The sequence below is a fragment of the Acinetobacter sp. RUH 2624 genome, assembly GCF_000162375.2.
Classification (GTDB): domain Bacteria; phylum Pseudomonadota; class Gammaproteobacteria; order Pseudomonadales; family Moraxellaceae; genus Acinetobacter; species Acinetobacter nosocomialis.
The window spans coordinates 82,676-96,020 of sequence record NZ_KI391940.1 but is presented as its reverse complement, the minus strand read 5'-3'; the positions used below and the strand labels follow the sequence as shown (position 1 = coordinate 96,020).

At 37.9% G+C, this 13,345-nt stretch carries 15 protein-coding genes; 10 read left to right on the top strand and 5 right to left on the bottom strand.

Features of this window, described 5'->3' with window-relative positions:
• Positions 1 to 158 precede the first annotated feature (158 nt).
• Positions 159 to 374 (bottom strand): hypothetical protein, encoded by a 216-nt coding sequence (locus HMPREF0014_RS22535; RefSeq protein ID WP_000489165.1) that lies wholly within the window; start codon positions 372 to 374, stop codon positions 159 to 161.
• Positions 375 to 920: 546 nt separating this feature from the next.
• On the opposite strand from HMPREF0014_RS22535, the gene HMPREF0014_RS22530 reads away from it, so the two are divergent.
• From HMPREF0014_RS22530 to HMPREF0014_RS22505, 7 genes are all read left to right on the top strand, one after another.
• A complete protein-coding gene (locus tag HMPREF0014_RS22530; RefSeq protein ID WP_000790976.1) occupies positions 921 to 1,184 on the top strand; it encodes a hypothetical protein in 264 nt (87 codons plus the stop codon).
• 100 nt (positions 1,185 to 1,284) lie between these two features.
• The gene (locus HMPREF0014_RS26130; protein ID WP_000682545.1) at positions 1,285 to 1,431 is read left to right on the top strand and encodes a hypothetical protein; all 147 of its coding nucleotides are present in this window, start codon (positions 1,285 to 1,287) and stop codon (positions 1,429 to 1,431) included.
• 70 nt (positions 1,432 to 1,501) lie between these two features.
• Positions 1,502 to 2,527, top strand: coding sequence for a molecular chaperone DnaJ (locus HMPREF0014_RS22525; RefSeq protein WP_031944371.1), 1,026 nt, complete (start codon positions 1,502 to 1,504; stop codon positions 2,525 to 2,527).
• Between the two features lie 81 nt (positions 2,528 to 2,608).
• Positions 2,609 to 3,307: a hypothetical protein gene (locus tag HMPREF0014_RS22520; RefSeq protein WP_001985473.1), complete on the top strand. Its 699-nt coding sequence runs from the start codon at positions 2,609 to 2,611 to the stop codon at positions 3,305 to 3,307.
• A 58-nt stretch (positions 3,308 to 3,365) separates the two neighbouring features.
• Positions 3,366 to 3,695, top strand: a complete 330-nt coding sequence (locus tag HMPREF0014_RS22515) for a hypothetical protein (protein ID WP_001068164.1) — start codon at positions 3,366 to 3,368, stop codon at positions 3,693 to 3,695.
• Between the two features lie 91 nt (positions 3,696 to 3,786).
• Positions 3,787 to 4,083 (top strand): hypothetical protein, encoded by a 297-nt coding sequence (locus tag HMPREF0014_RS22510; protein ID WP_000553831.1) that lies wholly within the window; start codon positions 3,787 to 3,789, stop codon positions 4,081 to 4,083.
• 54 nt (positions 4,084 to 4,137) lie between these two features.
• Positions 4,138 to 5,187 carry a DUF932 domain-containing protein gene (locus HMPREF0014_RS22505; RefSeq protein WP_000951143.1) on the top strand — a complete coding sequence of 350 codons (1,050 nt, stop codon included), beginning with the start codon at positions 4,138 to 4,140 and terminating at the stop codon, positions 5,185 to 5,187.
• Positions 5,188 to 5,452: 265 nt separating this feature from the next.
• Here HMPREF0014_RS22505 and HMPREF0014_RS22500 read toward each other — a convergent pair whose 3' ends face one another.
• Together HMPREF0014_RS22500 and HMPREF0014_RS22495 are read right to left on the bottom strand one after the other, a co-directional pair.
• Positions 5,453 to 6,334, bottom strand: a complete 882-nt coding sequence (locus HMPREF0014_RS22500) for a CopD family protein (protein WP_020992371.1) — start codon at positions 6,332 to 6,334, stop codon at positions 5,453 to 5,455.
• A gap of 67 nt (positions 6,335 to 6,401) precedes the next feature.
• A complete protein-coding gene (locus HMPREF0014_RS22495) occupies positions 6,402 to 6,782 on the bottom strand; it encodes a copper resistance protein CopC (RefSeq protein WP_000689223.1) in 381 nt (126 codons plus the stop codon).
• A gap of 278 nt (positions 6,783 to 7,060) precedes the next feature.
• On the opposite strand from HMPREF0014_RS22495, the gene HMPREF0014_RS22490 reads away from it, so the two are divergent.
• Entirely contained in the window at positions 7,061 to 9,418 is a 2,358-nt protein-coding gene (locus HMPREF0014_RS22490; RefSeq protein ID WP_005079053.1) for a heavy metal translocating P-type ATPase, read from the top strand.
• A 77-nt stretch (positions 9,419 to 9,495) separates the two neighbouring features.
• Here HMPREF0014_RS22490 and HMPREF0014_RS22485 read toward each other — a convergent pair whose 3' ends face one another.
• Both HMPREF0014_RS22485 and HMPREF0014_RS22480 read right to left on the bottom strand, forming a co-directional pair.
• Positions 9,496 to 10,869, bottom strand: coding sequence for a heavy metal sensor histidine kinase (locus tag HMPREF0014_RS22485; RefSeq protein ID WP_000149041.1), 1,374 nt, complete (start codon positions 10,867 to 10,869; stop codon positions 9,496 to 9,498).
• Positions 10,859 to 11,542: a heavy metal response regulator transcription factor gene (locus tag HMPREF0014_RS22480; RefSeq protein ID WP_001221582.1), complete on the bottom strand. Its 684-nt coding sequence runs from the start codon at positions 11,540 to 11,542 to the stop codon at positions 10,859 to 10,861. Before HMPREF0014_RS22480 ends, HMPREF0014_RS22485 begins: the two co-directional genes overlap by 11 nt.
• Before the next feature lie 148 nt (positions 11,543 to 11,690).
• Here HMPREF0014_RS22480 and HMPREF0014_RS22475 point away from each other — a divergent pair, with 148 nt between their 5' ends.
• Both HMPREF0014_RS22475 and HMPREF0014_RS26380 read left to right on the top strand, forming a co-directional pair.
• Positions 11,691 to 12,041: a hypothetical protein gene (locus tag HMPREF0014_RS22475; RefSeq protein ID WP_000853615.1), complete on the top strand. Its 351-nt coding sequence runs from the start codon at positions 11,691 to 11,693 to the stop codon at positions 12,039 to 12,041.
• Positions 12,042 to 12,122: 81 nt separating this feature from the next.
• A partial coding sequence (locus tag HMPREF0014_RS26380) for a multicopper oxidase domain-containing protein (protein WP_020992370.1) occupies positions 12,123 to 13,345 on the top strand: 1,223 nt, incomplete at its 3' end.

The following is a 13,345-nucleotide window of genomic DNA, read 5'->3' as shown; positions in this document are numbered from 1 at the left end:
AAAATCAAAATGTAGCTTAGAGTTATAATTGTTGGACTAAACTTGTAGTACTGTGAAGCATTCTACTGGATTATAAATTTATTATGGACTGAATCAAGTGCTAGAAAATCACTCATTATTGGTTAGTTAATAGTATGTCTTTGTATTACTAAAAGGTCTCAATAGCGTTTCATTAATTGCAATGCAAGATTGTAGGCTACGGTTGTAGAAATTGACTCTGCTATAAAGAACTCTTGGGGTGGGGTGAAGTTTAAAGCCTGCTTTCGATAACGCGTCTGCTTTCCTGTCTGTTTGTCTTTAAAAATAAACTCATCCTGAGCATGAGAATATTCTTGTCCATACAGTGGACCACCAAGACACTTTAACCGAAACACTGAATCATCCTTAAATTTACCTAATGGTTAGTTTAAAGAATTAATCTAATGAAAAACAATAACAATCACTTTACGACTTAGTCGATAGATCATTGACACCTTAAATATTGCACATTATCCTTTGCTTGCTGGCCACATTGCCAGTCGGTTTTGACAGACCGTTTTATTGGGTTGCATCAGAGTTATTCCTTCTGAGGAATAATTTTGAGGGTACATCTCGTCTCCTCCCGTTGCGGTAGGACGGGAGAGGGACACTTTCGAGTGTGCTGGTGTCAATCCAATCCGGTCTGTCAACCCTTTCTCGTTCTGCCACCATAATTCTCTAATGCTTTGGCAGAACTCCCAATATAAAGGAGTTGGCTATGCATATTCTTTTTATAACGCCTGATTAGTTTTAATAGGATTTGATGAACTTCTAGTTTCTCAAGCTTTAGATCTTTTCGTCTAAAAATTTACTTAAAAAAATGTCATGTGAGCTACACCATGGCAAGGCTTCGTGTTGCCTAAAAAAGCCTAAGCTCCATGACGACGTCACTGGATAAAATGATGAAAAATAAAATTTTGATGGGTTTGGTAGGTGTCAGTATTTTGTTGGTTACTGGTTGTTCTTCTGATTTCGAAAAGGGTATGAAACAAAGCTGTAGGAATACGGGAGGAAGTCGCAGTTTCTGTTCCTGCTTCTACGACAGGATGGAAGAACATTATGGTGAAGAAAAGCTGGAGGCGATTGGCATGATGCAAGTCAGGATGCCAGAGGATTTCGAAGAGGTGTCTTTTAAGTCTGGTCAGCAATGTGCACATAAACTTTAGAGCTCGTATTCACATTAAATCTTAGTTTGTCTTTTGATCTCACCTGCTGCCATAGAGCAGTGGGTTGGATAGGCTTACCTAAAAAAATGAGGAATTTACAATGAAACATCCATTGATTGGCCTTTATTTCACCATTGTGATTGGTTATTGGCTGTATTTGATTTGGCAGTACCCTATTTATTCTGGTTCATATTCTTTGGGTCGGGCACTTGTTTGGCCTGCTGATTTTCTACGTTGGTTGTTTTAGTCGCTAAATTGGGGAAGTTGCCATGACAATCATATCGAGAGAATCACTCCAGAAAAGCCGTTGGATGTTGATGTTAAGAGCGAGTGACAATATTTATTTTGCACCCGCTATTCCTTATAAAAAATTGCAAGGGGCTATGAGTTATCTCCCTCAAGGAATTCATCCAGATGAAATCCTTATGCTAATTGACGATACGGTATTTGGCAGTGCTAAAGCTGGACTTTGTGTGACGGCGACAGGACTCTTTTATAAAGAAAGCTTTGGAGATGAAGCGGTTTATCTCTTTAAAAGTATTCATCATGTCGAGGCAGATATTGGCGTCATTAATCATGGCATCGTACTGAATCGGATGGAAACTTTGACCTTTAACCAATTGGATAAGGGAACAGTACGAACATTGGCTTCATTTCTAAATGAAGTCTGTCAGGGACAAACAGAGACCTACCAAGCTCCACCACAGATTGATGCAGAACTGAAGGTGATTGTTGATCTGTTTGCTTATTTTATTACATTTACTGTGGGTCAATGGAATGCTCAGTCGAAAGAAGCGCTATCCAGTCATTTTTCTAAATTGAATAATCAAGCAGTACATCAGTATGTTGAACAACTAATGAATCAAAAACCAAACTTCGATTATGAAGAATTATTGCATCGCTTTGCAGAACTGAAAGATGTGCTGGCTTATAAACTTCGTACGGAGATGATCGAACAACTGGTCTACGCCATGGCACTGGGTCTGGTTGAGCAGAATCAGGCTTATCTTTTCATGACCCATTTGTGCCGTGTAGCTAATGTCTCTAAGGCAGTTCTTCCTGACCTCGTCAAAATTATCTATCAATGTCTGGCAGAGGAAATAGATCAGAAAAAAGTTTCTTATCTGACTAAGGAACAACTACAGGCCTGCAAACTTCTTGAAATTCAGTCTGAAGTATTGTGTGAGCAAACCCTTCAAGCTGCTTACCGGAAAAAGATGGCTGAGTTCCATCCAGATAAATATCAGAACCTTCCAGAGTCTGTTCGTCAGCTCATTGAAAGCCAAGCACAGCAACTGAATGAAGCACGGACTCTATTAAAGAGCTATTTGGACAATAACTGAAAATAAAGAATTTTTACTTACATATTACCCCAATGAAGGCAGCCCTAAAGCGCCGTATATCCTCTATTTCAAGGTAATGATATGAATATGATAAAGAACAGCACTAACTCAACTAAAAAGATACCACCGTTATATTGGTTGTTAACTGTAGTCATGATGGCGGTGTTAATTGCAGGCGGTATTTTATTTAATCAACATCAAAAACGACAAACTGAACTTCAGTTAGCACAACTCGCTTTAGAACAATCTAAGGTACAAAATCAATCTGCCACAACACAAGCAGCATCGGAACCCGTTGAATCAGGTTTCACTGGAATTGAAAGTATGGTGGAAAACCCGGAATCAGAATCTGCTCATTCACAAGCTGAAGATGAGGTTGTTGCGGGGGCAATAGCCGCGGTTGATCAGGCAAAAGCACAAGATACAAGTCTAGGTAATCTCAGTTCAGAAGTTGATGGTGAGTACCATGAAGGGAAAACCTTAAGTTCCAATGCTTCTCGCTATGGATTAAAGCCAATCAAATCTGCTCCAGCTGATTTAAAGTCAACCATCCCGAATATTGATCAAATGTTAGCGTCACATCTCATGAATGTATGGGGCCGCTCAAGTCCAGATCAGGTGAGTAAACGAGTTGAAGGATGGAGCCAGCAAGGTAATACCATGACCTATCGTACTGCATGGGACTCTGACCGTTACCAATGTACTTGGTATGTGGTGAGTTGGGATAAGAACAGCAATCAAGTCCTTCACGAAGGATACCAGCCCTGCTTTGGTCACTAATTAAAGCTGGTCTGTAGCATTCGTTTAATTATTACTTTACTTAATCAGAGAAAATACCATGAACCCAATCAAACTTATCGCATGTGGAATTTTAAGTCTTTCACTCAGTTCTATTGCTTTTGCTAAAACTGAGCAGATTACACTTAAAGCCAATGTCTATTACGGCGAAGAGTCAGTTGTATTTCCAACTACTAAAGGCGAAGTCATTTTAAATAGCTACGCTATACCAGCTAAAGTCGTTCCACAAGTTAAACCTTTTAAGAAGGGGCAATGTTTAGAAATCAAATCAAAACATGGTTTCTTTAAAGACACTGGAGATGGTCAATATATTGAAAGTATCCAACCTTGTAGCAAGAAAGGTTTAGCGACTCCAAAAGTAACTCGTTAATTTGACTTAATCTAAAACGACATAAAGCTCAATCAAACCACAAGCATTTGCTTGTGGTTTTTTTTATGCCTTTTATTGAGAGGAGACGACTATGCATCAATGTCCTTACTGCCATTCGAGACATCTGAAATTACTACGGCAGTCAGAACAAAGCCATCAAGGTGTATTTGCAAAACTTTCATCATTCTCCCCCATGTCTCTGGCAGCAGCCTGTATGCAATTGTCAAAACGTAGTCCTATTCACCCACTAGTCGGTGGCTTTGTTGGTTTAGTTGTAGGGGGCATGTTTCTGCTCTACGTCCAGCATCAAGACAATACAGTGTCCTTGCATTATCAGTGTGAGCAGTGTCTGCAACATTTTGAAATCCAGCAATCAAGCTTTTCTTAACTTCATCCCAAACTCTTAATCAAATTATTTAAATCACTTAATAGGAAAAACATCATGGCACATCAAGTTGAAACAATGGCTTTTGTAGGTCAAACCCCTTGGCATGGTTTGGGCAATCAACTCACTAGAAATCAACCTTTAGAAGTATGGGCACAACAAGCAGGGATGGATTGGCGAATTGAATCATCCAATGTCAGCTATATGACAAAAAATGAACGTGGACAAAACATCATCATGCCGTATGAAGATCAGAGAGTCCTTTATCGTTCAGATACTCATGCGCCGCTATCAGTGGTAAGTCAGCGTTATCAGGAGGTGCAACCGATGGAGATATTAAACTTCTATAAAGACCTGACAGAACAATCAGGCTTTGAACTGGAAACAGCAGGGGTATTGAAAGGTGGTCGTAAGTTCTGGGCACTGGCTACGACTGGACAATCAACAGCACTGAAAGGAAAGGATGTGAGTAATGGTTATATCCTTCTGGCAACAGCATGTGATGGGACATTAGCCACCACGGCGCAATTTACAAGTGTACGTGTGGTGTGTAATAACACCTTAGCGATTGCCTTACGTGGGCAGAATAGTAGTGCAGGTGTGGTGAAAGTTCCACACAGTACCAAGTTTGATGCTGAAAAGATTAAACAGCAATTGGGTATTTCGGTTCATGCATGGGACGAGCACATGTATGAAATGAAGCAGCTCAGCCAGCGTAAAGTCACCCAGCAGGAAGCAGCAGCTTACTTCGATGCAGTGTTCAATAATACAAACCTGAATATTGCTGAACAAGATGAAAGTATCATTCAGTTCTACCGTAATGTAGCTACGCCTAAACAAATCAACTCATCCAAAACCGACAATAAAACTGAGCCAAATGGACGTGCGATGTCTAAGGTCATGACCATGTTTAACGGGCATGGTCGTGGTGCCGAGTTAGCTTCAGCTAAAGATACGGCGTATGGACTGCTTTGTAGTATTACCGAGTTTGTTGATCATGAGCGACGTGCGATCTCAAAAGATCACCGATTAGATTCAGCATGGTTTGGGGTAGGAGCCAACCTTAAACAACGCGGGCTGGAACAGGCACTAAGAATGGTTGTATAAGTTATGATTATTTGTTTAAGTTTATTTATACATGAATTACAGAAAATCATGTAATTAATTTATAAAAACATGGGCAGATTATGGGGTAAGTAATTTTACCCCTATATTTTAAAAGATCTGAGACTCTACAGTCTTACACTACACTCTACTTACAATAGTAAAGCTTATGGAGTTAGAAAAAATATCAAGGATTGAACCAATGATGAAATCAAGCAGAATCAGATAATTTTTTTCATTTTATTTTTTTAAATTACTATATACCTATTTAATCAATTCCCACTACAGTTGTAATATATCCTGTCATTAAAAGGATCATTAGACCTAATGACATTTCAAATAAAATGGCATAACCCAATTGTTTTGCAAATTTTGGATCCTGTAAACGAGGAGTAAAATACCATTTATTAAAGGCAGCCAATAATAAAATACTTAAAACAAATATTATTTTAATAATGAATCCATGCCCATAAGGAGTATTCAGTAGAATATTGAAATCTTTAATGAGTAATAGAGCAATACTGGCACCACATGCAAGTAATATTCCTACCACAAAAGCAGCAATTCTTCCAAACAGATGCATGCGTTCTTTCAAGGGAAGACCAGTAATTTTTTTACTTGTTCTCCATAAAGGATAAAGTGATCCCATCCATAAAGACATTACAAGTACATGGATTGATAATAAAAATTGTGCGAATAAAGGTAAATTTGTAACATGACCATGTTGAGAAAAACTAAAAACAATAGGAGTTAAAAGTATGAGAAATATTACTCCTTCAATTTTTGAAACCTGAATAGTTCCTTTACTAAGTTTTATGATCATCAATAGAAGTAGAAAAGCAAAACTAATTGATCGAATAATATGAACGTGCCCTGTGGGAGTATTTATTAAAATGTTTATGTAGTTGCTATCCCACATGCCAGAAAGACCTGTATTGGCAAAACTTCCAATGAGAAGGAAGAAGCCAAGAATACTGGATATTAAACCCAGTCCTGCACCAATAGTTATGTACTTCAGAATAGTCTGTTTAATTTCTACATAACGACCAAGTAAGAAATAACAGAAAGCGCCACCAACAACAAATGCAATACCTAAATATAAAACGACTTTAGCCAGCCATGTTGCGTATATCCAAGTTTCAGGAAGCATATTTTTCTCCATCGTTATAGCGACATGCCAGCAAATTGCTGGCATGTTTACTAACTTCGTTTTTATTTTATTTTGCTGCTTTAAGCGTGAAATTATATTCGCCATTCATGTTATGGCCATCTGCACCCATTGTGGTCCATACCACGGTATATTTACCTTTCTTAAGTTTAGGTACGGCCACTTCAAATGACTTTTTCATATCATGAGTTATTTTATAATTTAATGGGATATCCTTACGTTGGGCATCAAGCAATTTGACGTTCATTAACATAACCTCTTCACCAAAATTTAAAGTTATGTTTTGGGGTTGACTTGCTACAGAAGCATTAATAGCAGGTGTTGCACTTTCAAGTTTTACATGTGCAAACGCACTTGAAGCAGCTACAACCATAGTTGCACCAACTAATACATTGCGTAGAACTGATACTTTATTTTGGAAAATTTTCATTTCATCATCCTTCTAAAACTGATACATAGCTAAGTAATGACCCGTTGACGTTCATGAATAGATTGAGTTGGTCATCACTCTTCGTATGCTTATTATTCAAGACAGATAGAAACGTCTTGATGACTCCAAAATTACATTTTTGTCATTTTTAAAATTGAAAACACACAAGTGTTACACTGACTTTATTGAAAATAATGGTCACTAAATGACCGGAAAACGAAAAATTAGTTTAATCCTAATGAGCTCTTTATTTTGAGAATTAATATGAAGGAGGTTCTATGGACCATCATCATGAAGATAAGAATACTAGCAATAGACTTATTGACCCTGTCTGTGGAATGGCCGTAACGCAGGCTTCTAAATTCTATGAAAAAATTGACAGTAAAACGTTTTACTTTTGCAGTGAAAAATGCAAGTTAAAGTTTGAAAATGATCCTTTGTTTTATATTAATGAAGAGGGTAAATCTTCTCCAACTAAAAAATCAATGAATAGAGCTGAAGTAGATTCAAATGAAATTACTAATTCAGCTCATGTAAATACTTCAACAATTTATACATGTCCCATGCATCCGGAGATTCGACAGAATCAACCTGGAAACTGTCCAATTTGCGGTATGACATTAGAGCCTTTACTTCCAAATTTAGATGAGGCTGATGAAAATCCTGAACTCAAGGACTTTAAAAGAAGATTTTGGTACACGTTACCTTTGACCGTTATCGTAATAACCTTGGCGATGTTTGGTCATAAATTAAACTGGTTTGAAATTAAAGTACAAACCTGGATTGAACTTCTTCTTACCTTGCCAATAGTTTTTTGGGCGGGATGGCCATTTTTTGTTAGATGTTGGCAATCAATTTTAAATCGTAGTCCGAATATGTGGACTTTAATTGGAATTGGGACTGGAGCTGCATTTATTTATAGTGTCGTTGGAACCCTAGCCCCACAAGTTTTCCCAGCGTCTTTCATCTCTATGGGGCGTGTTGCTGTATATTTTGAGGCAACAGCCGCAATTATTTCACTGACCTTATTAGGTCAAGTTCTTGAGTTAAAGGCACGTTCGCAAACTTCGTCAGCAATAAAATCTTTACTTGGGTTGGCACCGAAAACCGCAAGAAAAATTAATGAAGATGGCACAGAGGAAGATATCCCACTTTCCCATGTACATGTTGGAGATTTGCTTAGAGTACGACCAGGTGAGAAGGTCCCCGTTGATGGAATAATTACAGAAGGTTCAAGTTCTATTGATGAATCAATGTTAACGGGAGAGCCAGTTCCAGTAACAAAACGTATAGGTGACCAAGTAATCGGTGCGACAATGAATATGAACGGTTCATTAGTGATACGTTCGGAAAAGGTCGGTTCTTCAACAGTACTTTCACAGATAGTTCAAATGGTAGCGCAAGCTCAGCGTTCTAAAGCCCCTATGCAAAGAATGGCAGATCAGGTAGCTGGCTGGTTTGTACTGGTGGTGATCGGTATATCTATCCTTACCTTTTTTGGGTGGGGAATATTTGGACCAGAACCGAGTTGGGTATACGGACTAATCAATGCTGTCGCAGTTTTAATTATTGCTTGTCCGTGTGCTTTAGGATTAGCCACACCAATGTCAATCATGGTGGCAACGGGTCGTGGTGCATCCAATGGCGTACTCTTCCGTGATGCTGCAGCAATAGAAAATTTACGTAAGATTGATACATTAATTATTGATAAAACAGGGACCTTAACAGAAGGTCGCCCCTCATTTGATAAGGTCATTGCTTTATCTGGATATGAAGAAAATGAAGTTCTCAGATTAGCTGCCAGCTTGGATCAAGGTAGTGAACATCCGTTAGCGGATGCAATTGTACAGGCTGCCCGTGAAAGAAATCTTGTACTAACAACACCAACATCTTTTGAGTCAGGTTCTGGAATTGGTGTTAAGGGTGAGTTAGATGGACAACAATTATCATTAGGCAATACAGCTTTAATGGAACAACTCGGCATATCAGTTGATACATATATCCCTCAAGCTGAGCAATTAAGAGCAGAAGGCGCAAGTGTTATGCATTTGGCTGTTGATGGGACGCTCGTAGGACTATTGGCTGTTTCAGATCCAATCAAAGTCAGTACACCTGAAGCTGTGCATGCTCTGAAGAATTCTGGATTAAGAATTATAATGGCCACAGGAGATGGTTTAACTACTGCAAAATCAGTTGGAGCTAAATTAGGTATTGATGAAGTATACGGAGAAGTTAAACCAGCAGATAAACTGGAACTGGTTAATAAATTACAAAAAGAAGGAAGAATGGTTGCAATGGCAGGTGACGGTATCAATGATGCCCCAGCTTTAGCTCAAGCGGATATTGGTATTGCAATGGGGACTGGAACAGATGTGGCTATGAATAGTGCTCAAGTCACTTTAGTCAAAGGTGATTTACGAGGTATAGAGATCGCTCGCTCCCTGTCAGAGGCCACTATTAAAAATATGAAGCAAAACCTGATGTTTGCATTCCTTTATAATGCATTAGGCATCCCTTTAGCCGCGGGTATTTTATATCCATTTACTGGTTGGCTACTTTCTCCTATGATCGCAGCTTTAGCAATGAGCCTAAGTTCAGCATCGGTTATTGGTAATGCTTTAAGGCTACGTAGTTAAGAAAGGATCATTTTCTGACTACTCATAATTTTTTAGATACTGGAAATGAGTAGTCAGTTGTCTTTTATTTACAAAAATTAGTTTTTAAAAGTTATTTTAAAAACTATCCGACCGTTGTTATAGTCTGCTTGAATCGTTGCGCCATGTACATCAAGAATTGACTTGGTAATTGCTAGACCTAAACCTGTGCCTTCCTCAACTCTTTGTCTGGATGCATCCGTACGGTAAAAACGGTCAAATAATCGATTCAGCTGTTCAGATGTTATTGGTGAGCTTTCATTTTCGATTGTGAATATAGTGGTATCAATATTTTGTCGGCAATTAATCTTAATTATTGAATCAGGTTTACCATATTTGATCGCATTTGATAGTAAATTACTCAGTGCACGACGTAACATTGAGGGATCGCCTTTTACGTATCCTTGTCCACTTTGTTCTAGGGACATTCCCTTTTCAGCAGCGATAGCATCATAGAAGTCAAATAAAGCAGAAATCTCTTTTACTAGGCTGACCTGTTGTAGGTTTGGTAAGTGTAGGCCATGCTCTGCCTTTGCAAGAAATAACATATCTGAAACCATTCGAGCCAAACGTTCAAACTCTTCCAGATTAGAAAAGAGAACTTCCTGATAAGTATTAATATCCCGACTACGAGATAAACATACTTGAGTTTGAGTCATTAAATTATTAATAGGTGTTCTAATTTCATGGGCCAGATCAGATGAAAAATCTGAGAGTTTTTCTACAGCCGTTTCTAGCCGATCTAACATATCGTTAAAGGCTATGGCTAATGATTTTAGTTCAGTGCGTGTATTATCGACCGCTAATCGTTCAGATAGATGCTGAGCTGAAATGCCTTCTGCAACTTTTGCCATTTTTTGAACTGGTCGTAATCCTCTCCAAGCGGCAAACCAACCTAAAAACATTAAACAAATTGTGCCTACAACGCCGATATATAATAACTGTCGTCTAAAATCATTTAAAAAGTGTTGATGTTCAGATGTATCGATCCCCACAATAATTTGGGCTGATGGAATACTAATATTATTAAAGGACTTTTTATAAACTAAGCCCCGATAGATTTTTTTTTGAATTTCCCATTCTATCCAAGGGGCTTGTTTAGATTTGACTAACGTTTGCGTCTTTATGACTGCTGGTGCTGAACTAAAAATGATTTGGCCTGTTGGACGTTCTATTTGAACAATCAGATCATGATGACCTACTAAAGCATCTTTTAAATATGTATTTAATTCATGGGTATTTGTAGGGTTCTGTTCAAGTAAATTTTCTAAAAGCTGAATTTTTCCTTCTAACTGGGTCCGGTCCTGAGTTTCAAAATGATGCATAACAAGTTGATGAATGACCAGCCCCATAATCAATAAGATGATGACAGTTGATAGAGAAAAGATAATTGCAATACGGAAGCTAATTGCATTAAACAATTTATGAGTCATCTTCTACCTCTAAGACATATCCCATCCCCCGGATGTTTTGAATTAACTTAGGAGTGAAGTTGCTATCTATTTTATTTCTTAACCGTTTAATAGCGACTTCAACTACATTGGTATCACTATCAAAATTCATGTCCCATATTTGAGAAGCAATTAAAGCACGAGGTAGAATTTCTCCACGTCTACGCATAAATAATTCCATCAATGCAAACTCTTTGGCTGTTAGGTCAATACGTTGCCCTGCACGAGTAACACGACGTTTACGTAAATCAAGTTCAAGGTCTGCAATAGTGATTAGGTTGCTATCTTCTTTTTGTTGTCCCCGACGGAGTAAGCTCTTAATTCGAGCCAGTAGCTCTGCAAAAGCAAAAGGCTTGACAAGATAATCATCAGCCCCTAATTCTAACCCTTTCACTCGATCATCAATTTGATCTCGGGCTGAAAGAAAAAGAATAGGCATGCTTTTACCGCTTTTTCTAATGTCATTAATGATATTCCAGCCGTCCAACTTAGGTAACATTACATCTAGAATAATTAGGTCATACTCTTCAGAAAGAGCCTGGTGTTTTCCTGTTAATCCATCTGTAACCCAGTCAGTAATATAGCCAGCTTCAGAAAGGCCTTGTTTAAGATAATCACCAGTTTTTTGTTCATCTTCAACTAATAAGATTCTCATTTATAAAAACCTGATTGCATTAATTAGGATCATAATAACGTTATAAATCCGTGAATCGGCGTAGATTACAAAAATGTCATTTTCATGTCATATAGATGTTTAGTGCCGGCCTTTAATGTATTCATATGAGCTAATCTTGGAGCAAAAAATGAAAACTTTATTTCGTCGTAGTTTAACTACTTTTTTATGTGTTGGGTCTTTGTTCGCTGGAACTCAGTCTTGGGCTGCAGAGGCTAAACAGACCAGTACAGTAAGTACTGCTGTTCAAGCAGATATCAAAGAACAAGGTAAGTGTCAAAAACCCTGTGATATGAAGAATGATAAAACAACTCAACAGGATCATAGCCAGCACGACCACAGTAAAATGTCCGATATGTCCCAAATGGATCATTCTAAGATGATGAATATGGACCCTTCTAAAATGGGAAATATGGATCACTCAAATATGATGAACATGGATCACTCTAAAATGAACATGTCAAATACATCAAATAAATAAAGAATACGATAAATGAGAGATTGGGGGTAAAGCAGTTAAACATGTTTTATCCCTTATCTTGATATCCGATAGGTGAAGTAAATGTCTAAAAAATTAAGTCATGTCTTTTTAATAGGAATCGGTTTATTTTCGTCGACTTGGGTTATGGCCGCGGTTAAAGAATATGATTTAACTATTGCTGAACAGACGGTGAATATAACAGGTAAGCCTTTAAAGCGAATTACGGTAAATGGTAAGTTTGTTGCACCTCTTCTTGAGTTTGAGGAAGGTGATGATGCTGTTATTCGTGTACATAACAAGTTAAAGAACCAAGATTCATCTATTCATTGGCATGGTTTAATCTTACCTGGCATCATGGATGGTGTTCCTGGATTTAATCAGTTTGATGGTATTGCACCAAATAAAACTTATGAATACAAATTTAAAGTCCGTCAAAATGGTACTTATTGGTATCACTCACACAGTAAAGGACAAGAACAGGATGGCCTATATGGCCCCCTCGTGATTTATCCAAAAAATAAAGTACCTTTATCAGCTGGAGAAAAGGCTGATAGAGATTACGTAGTCCTACTATCTGACTTTCATAATTCGACTAGTGGTCAAATTATGAGTAATCTCAAAAAAGAGGCTGATTATTACCAAAATAGAAGAGAAACGGTTTTTGATGTTTTTAAACAGATTAAAAAAGATGGCTTAAAAGCAACATGGCAAGATCGCTCTATGTGGAATCAGATGCGAATGCTTAAGACAGATATGTCTGATGTAACAAAGTATACGTTCTTGATGAATGGTAAGACTCCAGAACAAAATTGGACTGGAAATTTTAAAGCTGGAGAAAAAGTACGTCTTCGGTTTATTAATGCCTCGGCAATGTCTTTGTTCGATGTAAGAATTCCTAATCTGAAAATGACAGTAGTCAGCGCAGATGGACAACCAGTAAAACCCGTGCCAGTGGATGAATTCCGGATAGGAACAGCTGAGACTTATGATGTTATTGTAGAACCGAAACAAGCAAATTATCAGATTGAAGCTGAATCTATTGATCGAAGTGGTTTTTCTATTGGTACATTACATGATGAAAATACTTCACTTGTAAAAAGTACTACGATGCCGACACCTCGTCCCCGTGCTTTACTGACGATGGAAGATATGGGAATGGACCATGATATGTCTTCAATGAAAGGTATGGATCATGATATGTCTTCAATGAAAGGAATGGATCATGATATGTCTTCAATGAAAGGAATGGACCATGATATGTCTTCAATGAAAGGTATGGATCATGATATGTCTTCAATGAAAGG

What these genes read in the sequence shown, in the direction of transcription:
- HMPREF0014_RS22530 (WP_000790976.1), top strand. Translation starts at nt 921, where the DNA reads ATGAAAAATAAAATTTTGATGGGTTTGGTAGGTGTCAGTATTTTGTTG.
- HMPREF0014_RS26130 (WP_000682545.1), top strand. Translation starts at nt 1,285, where the DNA reads ATGAAACATCCATTGATTGGCCTTTATTTCACCATTGTGATTGGTTAT.
- HMPREF0014_RS22525 (WP_031944371.1), top strand. Translation starts at nt 1,502, where the DNA reads ATGTTAAGAGCGAGTGACAATATTTATTTTGCACCCGCTATTCCTTAT.
- HMPREF0014_RS22520 (WP_001985473.1), top strand. Translation starts at nt 2,609, where the DNA reads ATGAATATGATAAAGAACAGCACTAACTCAACTAAAAAGATACCACCG.
- HMPREF0014_RS22515 (WP_001068164.1), top strand. Translation starts at nt 3,366, where the DNA reads ATGAACCCAATCAAACTTATCGCATGTGGAATTTTAAGTCTTTCACTC.
- HMPREF0014_RS22510 (WP_000553831.1), top strand. Translation starts at nt 3,787, where the DNA reads ATGCATCAATGTCCTTACTGCCATTCGAGACATCTGAAATTACTACGG.
- HMPREF0014_RS22505 (WP_000951143.1), top strand. Translation starts at nt 4,138, where the DNA reads ATGGCACATCAAGTTGAAACAATGGCTTTTGTAGGTCAAACCCCTTGG.
- HMPREF0014_RS22500 (WP_020992371.1), bottom strand. Translation starts at nt 6,334, where the DNA reads ATGCTTCCTGAAACTTGGATATACGCAACATGGCTGGCTAAAGTCGTT.
- HMPREF0014_RS22495 (WP_000689223.1), bottom strand. Translation starts at nt 6,782, where the DNA reads ATGAAAATTTTCCAAAATAAAGTATCAGTTCTACGCAATGTATTAGTT.
- HMPREF0014_RS22490 (WP_005079053.1), top strand. Translation starts at nt 7,061, where the DNA reads ATGGACCATCATCATGAAGATAAGAATACTAGCAATAGACTTATTGAC.
- HMPREF0014_RS22485 (WP_000149041.1), bottom strand. Translation starts at nt 10,869, where the DNA reads ATGACTCATAAATTGTTTAATGCAATTAGCTTCCGTATTGCAATTATC.
- HMPREF0014_RS22480 (WP_001221582.1), bottom strand. Translation starts at nt 11,542, where the DNA reads ATGAGAATCTTATTAGTTGAAGATGAACAAAAAACTGGTGATTATCTT.
- HMPREF0014_RS22475 (WP_000853615.1), top strand. Translation starts at nt 11,691, where the DNA reads ATGAAAACTTTATTTCGTCGTAGTTTAACTACTTTTTTATGTGTTGGG.